We start from the raw sequence: 6,690 nt of genomic DNA on the forward strand, positions 1-6,690 counted from the left end.
CATGAGGGGTCAACCTATCGTCCCGCCGGCCCCGGGGCCGGCGGGACGATAGGTTGACCCCTCATGTGGGCTTTCAGCGCGACCGGAACCCGATGGCTCGGCGCCGTCGGGTCGCTCGCCGTCGCCGTCGGCGGATGGACGGCCGGAACCCTGCCCGCACGCGGCGGCGCGGGACTGTGGGAACCGCGCGGCCCCCTCCCCACCGTGACCGGCGCCGTCCTCGCGTACCTCGGCCTGACACTGCTGCTCGCCGCCTGGTGGCGGTACGGCCGCCTCCTCGCCGCAGGCGAGGCGCCCGGCACCCGGCGGACCCTGGGCACCCTGGCCGCCTGGACCGCGCCGCTCCTCCTCGCGCCACCGCTCCACAGCGCCGACGTGTACAGCTACATCGCCCAGGGTGCGATGGTCCTCGAAGGCCATGACGTCTACGGCGCCGGCCCCTCCGTCCTCGGCCCCGGCGACCTCGGCGCCGACGCGGCGGCCAGTGTCGGCGGCCACTGGACCGACACACCGGCCCCGTACGGCCCGGTCTTCCTGGTCCTCGCCCAGGCCGTGGTGCGGCTGACGGGCGGAGCCGTCGTCCCCGCGGTCCTCGGCATGCGGCTGCTCGCGCTCGGCGCGGTGGCGCTGATCGCGTGGGCCGTGACGGCGGCCGGGCGCGCCGCCGCCGACGGCCGGCCCGAGGAACGCTCCGACGCGAGCGCCGGCGACCACGGCTCCGGGGCCCTGTGGCTGGCGGTGCTCAACCCGCTGCTCCTGATCCATGTCGTGGGCGGCCTCCACAACGACGGCCTCATGATCGGCCTGATGCTCGGCGGCGTCGTCCTCGCGACGCGCGGCCGCTGGGTGCTCGGCAGCGTGCTCGTCGGACTGGCCATGATGATCAAGTCGCCGGCCGCGGTGGCCCTGCTCTTCGTCGGCGCGACGGTGGCCCGCGGCCACGGCGCGCGCGGGCTGCTCAAGGGCCTCGTCCTGCCGGGCCTGACGGCGGCCGGGGTGGCCGCCGCGGCGACGCTCGCGGCCGGCACCGGTTTCGGCTGGCTGCGCACCCAGAGCGTCGCCGGGACCATCCACACCGCGCTCTCGGTGACCAGCGACCTGGGCCTCGGTCTCGGCCTGCTCGTCGCGGACGACCCGGAACCGGTCAAGGGCGCGGTGCAGAAGCTGGGCCTGGCCGCAGCCCTGGCCGTCATCGCCGTCCTGGCCCGCCGGGCCTGGCAGGGGCGGACCGACCCGGTCCTGGGACTCGGGATCTCCCTGCTCGCCCTGGTCGCGCTCTCCCCGATGGTGCAGCCCTGGTACCTGCTGTGGGGCACGGCCGTCGTGGCCGCCGTCGCCTGGCACACCCGCCTGGGACAGTTCCTCGCCGTGCTGTCGGCGGCCCTGACGTACGAGACCCAGCCCTCGGGGCACACGCCCGCCTACGGCTTCGTCCTCGCGGGTGCGGTGCTGGCCCTCGGCCTGCTGTGGATGCGGCGCGATCCCTGGCCCGCGGCCCCCGGGCAGCAACGCGCGACGCCCGTCCCGGCCGGGGCCCCGGAACGGGCCTAGGCCCGGCCTGGGACGGGCCGCCGACGGTCAGGCCGTCGGCGTGCGCCGTACCGCGCGCCCGGCGAGCACGTCGGTCCGCCGGCCGTCCTCGACGACGAACCTGCCGTCGACGAGGACGTGCGGAATGCCCACCGGGAGCGTCCGGGGGTCCGCGTAGGTCGAGCCCGCGGCGACCGTCGCCGGGTCGAAGAGCACCAGGTCCGCGCGGTGGCCCTCGCGGACCAGACCCCGGTCCGGCAGCCGCAGCCGGGCCGCCGGGCGCGAGGTCAGATGGGCCACGCACTCCTCCAGCGACAGCACGCCCAGCTCGCGCACGTACCGGCCCAGGTACTGCGGGAAGGTGCCGTAGGCCCGCGGGTGCGGCTTGGAACCCTGGAGGATGCCGTCCGAGCCGCCCGTGTGCACCCGGTGGCGCATGATCGCGCGGACGTTCTCCTCGTGGCCGACGTGCTGGAGGATCGACGAGGCCAGCCGGTCGCCGAGGAGCAGCCGGCGGGCCGTCGTCCAGGGGGCCTCGCCCAGGGCGTCCGCCGACTCCTGGACCGTCCTGCCCACGAACGACGCGAAGCCGGGATCGCCCACGCCCGAGATCTCGATCGTGTCCCACTCGATCGGCACGCCGTGGCAGCCGTCGGAGCCGGTCTCCTCCAGATGGCGGCGGATCCGCTCCGCCGTCCCGTCGTCCCGCAGCCGCGCCAGCACCGCTTCCGGGCCGCCCTCGTTCGCCCAGCTCGGCAGCATCGCGGCGAGCGTGGTGCAGCCGGGGGTGTACGGGTAGGTGTCGAGGCTGATGTCCGCTCCGCCGTCCAGCGCCTCGTCGAGGAGCGCCAGCAGCTCGGGCGCCCTGCCCTTGTTCACGCCGAAGTTCATCGTGGCGTGGGCCAGGTGGAGCGCGCAGCCGGCGTCGCGGGTGAGGGCGACCATCTCCTCGTACGCCTGGAGCGCCCCGGCCCCGTACGAGCGGTGGTGCGGGCAGTAGTAGCCGTCGTACCGGGCCACCACCCGGCACAGTTCGGTCAGCTCGGCGTCCGCCGCGTACATGCCCGGGGTGTAGGTGAGGCCGGACGACATGCCGACGGCGCCCTGTTCAAGGCCCTCCGCGACGAGCCGCCGCATCCGGTCCAGCTCGGCGTCGGTGGCCGGGCGGTCCTCCCAGCCGACCACGTGCATCCGGACCGTGCCCTGCGGGACGAGGTAGGCGGCGTTCACCGCGATGCCCTGTCCGCCGTGGGAGCGGTCGAGCCGGTCCAGGTACTCGCCGACCGTGCGCCAGTCGAAGTCGATGTCCGAGCCGTCGCCGTTCCAGCCCGCGATCGTCCGGCGGACCTCGTCGAGCGTCCGGTCGTCGACCGGCGCGTACGACAGGCCGTCCTGGCCCAGCACTTCGAGGGTCACACCCTGCGCGACCTTGGCGCTGTGGTCGGGGTCGCGCAGCAGCGCGAGGTCGCTGTGGGCGTGCATGTCGATGAAGCCGGGGGACAGGGCGAGGCCCTCGGCGTCCACCACCCGCCGGGCGGTGGGGCGCTGGCAGCCGGCCGCCGCGGCCTCCTTGACGATCGCGGCGATCCTGCCGCCCTCGACGGCGACATCGGCGCGGTAGGACGGGCCTCCGCTGCCGTCGACGACCTCCGCGTCGCGGAAGACGAGATCCATGACGGGCCCCCGGGTCCTAGAAGAAGGTGCGGATGTAGTCGACGACGGTGCCGTCCGCCTCGACCAGCGGGATCAGCTGCCACTTGTCGAAGGACGTGCACGGGTGGGACAGGCCCATCCCGAGCCAGTCGCCGACCTCCAGTTCGGCCTCCGGTCCGGTCCGCACCCAGCCGTGCTGGTCGGACAGTCCGGTGACGGTGATGCCGGTGGCGGGGCGCCGGGACCCGTCGCGTCCGGAGCGGACCACCTGGGCCTCGGGCAGGTCCAGGTCGTAGGCCGCGTCCCGCTTGCCCGCGTTGGTGAAGGCCTGCTCGGGCGTGGGCCGGGACACCACCTGGGCCCAGAGCCGGAAGGCGGGCTGGAGCGCCCCCTCCTCGGGGATCCGGTTGAAGGGGGTGAGGTGGCGGTAGTGGCCGTCGTCGTGCGAGACGTACGCGCCCGAGCGCAGCAGCTTGAGGACGGGGAGCGAGAGGGCGGGGATCCCGGCGAAGGCGTCGGCGACGGTGTCGAACCAGGCGCTGCCGCCGGCGCTGATCACGATCTCGCCGAGCTCGGGGGCGAAGCGGCCGGCCTTGTCGAAGGCGGCGGCGAGCGCGACGAGCCGGTCCAGCCAGGCGCGGACGCGGGCGGCGTCGGCGTCGGGGACCTCGCCCTCGTACCCGGCGACGCCGGCCAGGCGCAGGGTGCGGGTGGCGGCGACCGCGTCGGCGACGGCGGTGCAGTCGGCCTCCGTACGGGCCCCGGTCCGGGCCCCGTCCCCGGCGCCGAGCTCGACGACGACGTCGACGGGGCGGCGCGCCCCGGCCTCGGTGAGCGCCGCGTCCATCAGCTCGACCCCGCGCACGGAGTCGACGTAGCAGAGGAAGCGGAAGTCCGGGTCGGCGTCGAGTTCGGCGGCGAGCCAGCGCAGCGCGGCGGCGTCGACGAGTTCGTTGGCGAGGAAGATCCGGGCGACGCCGTACGCCCGGTACACGCGGGCCTGGTGGGGGACGGCGGCGGTGATGCCCCAGGCGCCGTGGACCAGCTGGCGGGCGAAGAGCTGGGGGGCCATCGAGGTCTTGCCGTGCGGGGCGAACGCGAGCCCGTGGCGCTCGGCGTAGGTCTCCAGGAGGCGGAGGTTGTGCTCCAGGGACTCGGCCGACAGCGCGAGGACGGGCGTGGTGAAGCCGCCGCTGAACAGGTTGCGGCGCTGGGCGGCCAGCTCACGGACGGTCAGGCCCTCGGCGTCCGGGGGCAGGGCCTTGAAGCGGTGGTCGACGCGCTCGTCGGCGAGCGTCTCGGCGGCGCGGACCGCCTGGGCGACGGCCCGGGCGAGGGCCGGATCCGCGGCCGGCGCTCCGGCGCTGTCTGCCGCGGCCTCCCTGCCTGCGTCGTCGGCGGCCGGGTAGACGGTCTGGTCGGCGGGCACGGGGCCTCCTCCATCAGTGGCGTTGCCTTGCGTGTTGCATCATGCGCAACAGTCATTGCGTATATCGCTTGATGCTGTCTAACATCCGGGCCGACGGCGGGTCAATGGACCCGCACGACCCACGAGGAGCGCGAGAGTGACCGGAACCCCGCCCGAGGACGCTCCTGTTGACGTCGTCTGCCTCGGCGAGTCCATGGTCACCTTCCTGCCCTCCCGGCCGGGCAGCCTCGCCGACGTCCCGTCCTTCACCCGCACCATCGGCGGCGCCGAGTCCAACGTGGCCTGCGCCCTCGCGGCCGCCGGACACCGTACGAGATGGGTCGGCCGGGTCGGCCGCGACGGCTTCGGCGACCACCTCCTCGACGCGATCGCCGGCTACGGCGTCGACGTCTCGGCGGTCGGCCGGGACCCCGCACGGCCGACCGGCGTCTACTTCCGCACCGCGACGGACCGCGCGACCGACGCCCACGAGGTCGTCTACTACCGGGCGGGCTCCGCGGCCTCGGCGATGTCACCGGCGACCGTGCCCTACGACTCCGTCGCCGACGGCCGGATCCTGCACCTCTCCGGCATCACCGCCGCCCTCTCCGCGGACTGCCTCGCCCTGATGCGCACCCTCACCGCGCCCCGCCCGAACCGGCCGCTCGTGTCGTTCGACGTCAACCACCGTCCCGGACTCTGGCGCGACGGGCCGGGCGCCGGAGTCCTCCTGGAACTCGCGCGCGGCGCGGACCTCGTCTTCGTCGGCGAGGACGAGGCGGAGGACGCCTGGGGCCTGAGCGGCCCGGCCGCCGTCCGGGCGGCCCTGCCCGAGCCGGCCGTGCTGGTGGTCAAGCGCGGCGGCGCGGGCGCGGTCGTCCTCGAACGCGGCGGCCCCGCACTCCCGACACGGACCGCCCCCGCCGTCCCCGTCGCGCCAGAGTCCGGGACGGTGGTTGACGTCGAACGACACGAGCGGCCGGTTCGGGCGGGGCGCGGTGAGGGTGCGCATCAGGGCGAGGCAGTCAGTGCGGGGCCGCCGCGTTCGAGGACGACCGCGCCCGCGCCGCCGCGCTTGACCACCAGCACGGCCGGCTCGGGCAGGGCCGCCCGGACGGCGGCCGGGCCGCTCAGGCCCCAGGCGTCCTCCGCCTCGTCCTCGCCGACGAAGACGAGGTCCGCGCCGCGCGCTGAGCATCCTGCCGCTGCTCGCACAGGGCCCCGCCGACCTCGGACAGGTCGCCGACCGGCTCGGGGTCCACAAGTCCACGGCCCTGCGCCTGCTGCGCACCCTGCACGAGCACGGACTCGTCTACCGCCAGCAGGACCAGCGCTACCGCCTCGGCGCCCGCCTCTTCGCCCTCGCCCAGGAAGCCGTCGAGAACCTCGACATCCGCGAGATCGCCCACCCCCACCTCATCGCCCTCGGCGAGCAGATCGGGCACACCATCCACCTCGCGGTCCACGAGGACGGCGAGGTCCTCTACATCGACAAGGTCGAGAGCCGCTACCCGGTCCGGATGTACTCCCGCATCGGCAAGCCCGTCGCCATCACCGTCGCCGCCGTCGCCAAACTCCTCCTCGCCGACCTCCCCGAACCCGAGCGCCGCGCCCTCGCCGCCAAGCTCGACTACCCCATGTACACACCCCGTTCGATCCCCAACGCCGCCGCCTTCCTCAAGGAACTGGCGACCGTGCGCGAACAGGGCTGGGCCACCGACCTCGGTGGCCACGAGGAGTCCATCAACTGCATCGGCGCCCCCATCCGTGGCGCGGACGGCCGTGTCGTCGCCGCCATGTCGGTCTCGGCGCCCAACGTGGTCGTGACGGCAGAGGAACTCCTCACCCTGCTCCCCCTGGTGCGCCGCACCGCCGACGCCATCAGCCGGGAGTACTCCGGCCAGCCGCACCCCTCACAAGGAAGCACCTCATGAGCGAGAAGACCGCGATCACCCCCGCCACCCACACCGCCCCGCCCGCGAAGTTCKCGCACGGTCGCCAGTTCCTTGAGGAAGGCGGCGGCGTTGGGGATCGAACGGGGTGTGTACATGGGGTAGTCGAGCTTGGCGGCGAGGGCGCGGCGCTCGGGTTCGGGGAGG

4 protein-coding genes and 3 pseudogenes are annotated in these 6,690 nt (G+C 74.7%); 3 read left to right on the forward strand and 4 right to left on the reverse strand.

What is annotated here, in order from left to right; genetic code table 11:
- Positions 1-63: 63 nt before the first annotated feature.
- Entirely contained in the window at positions 64-1,551 is a 1,488-nt protein-coding gene (gene mptB / locus EAO71_RS30160) for a polyprenol phosphomannose-dependent alpha 1,6 mannosyltransferase MptB (protein WP_147980964.1), read from the forward strand.
- Positions 1,552-1,578: 27 nt separating this feature from the next.
- On the opposite strand, the gene EAO71_RS30165 is transcribed toward mptB, so the two are convergent.
- Positions 1,579-3,204: an N-acyl-D-amino-acid deacylase family protein gene (locus tag EAO71_RS30165; RefSeq protein WP_147980965.1), complete on the reverse strand. Its 1,626-nt coding sequence runs from the start codon at positions 3,202-3,204 to the stop codon at positions 1,579-1,581.
- Between the two features lie 16 nt (positions 3,205-3,220).
- Positions 3,221-4,441 carry an alanine racemase gene (locus tag EAO71_RS30170; protein ID WP_261992445.1) on the reverse strand — a complete coding sequence of 407 codons (1,221 nt, stop codon included), beginning with the start codon at positions 4,439-4,441 and terminating at the stop codon, positions 3,221-3,223.
- 364 nt (positions 4,442-4,805) lie between these two features.
- Between EAO71_RS30170 and EAO71_RS30175 the strand changes: the two are divergent.
- Positions 4,806-5,489 (forward strand): annotated as a pseudogene (locus EAO71_RS30175) (sugar kinase); the annotation flags it as partial.
- 134 nt (positions 5,490-5,623) lie between these two features.
- On the opposite strand, the pseudogene EAO71_RS39280 reads toward EAO71_RS30175, so the two are convergent.
- A pseudogene (locus EAO71_RS39280) lies at positions 5,624-5,782 on the reverse strand (sugar kinase); the annotation flags it as partial.
- Between EAO71_RS39280 and EAO71_RS30185 the strand changes: the two are divergent.
- On the forward strand, positions 5,782-6,525 hold the full coding sequence (locus tag EAO71_RS30185; protein WP_147981334.1) for an IclR family transcriptional regulator: 744 nt from the start codon (positions 5,782-5,784) through the stop codon (positions 6,523-6,525). The pseudogene EAO71_RS39280 and the gene EAO71_RS30185 sit on opposite strands and share 1 nt — an antisense overlap.
- Before the next feature lie 23 nt (positions 6,526-6,548).
- Here the strand turns inward: EAO71_RS30185 and EAO71_RS39285 are convergent.
- A pseudogene (locus tag EAO71_RS39285) lies at positions 6,549-6,690 on the reverse strand (IclR family transcriptional regulator); the annotation flags it as partial.

Origin of the sequence: Streptomyces sp. MS191 (assembly GCF_008042125.1) — a bacterium.
GTDB lineage: Bacteria > Actinomycetota > Actinomycetes > Streptomycetales > Streptomycetaceae > Streptomyces.

Coding starts and splice junctions, on each gene's coding strand:
- EAO71_RS30165 (WP_147980965.1), bottom strand. CDS start 3,204: ATGGATCTCGTCTTCCGCGACGCGGAGGTCGTCGACGGCAGCGGAGGC.
- mptB (WP_147980964.1), top strand. CDS start 64: ATGTGGGCTTTCAGCGCGACCGGAACCCGATGGCTCGGCGCCGTCGGG.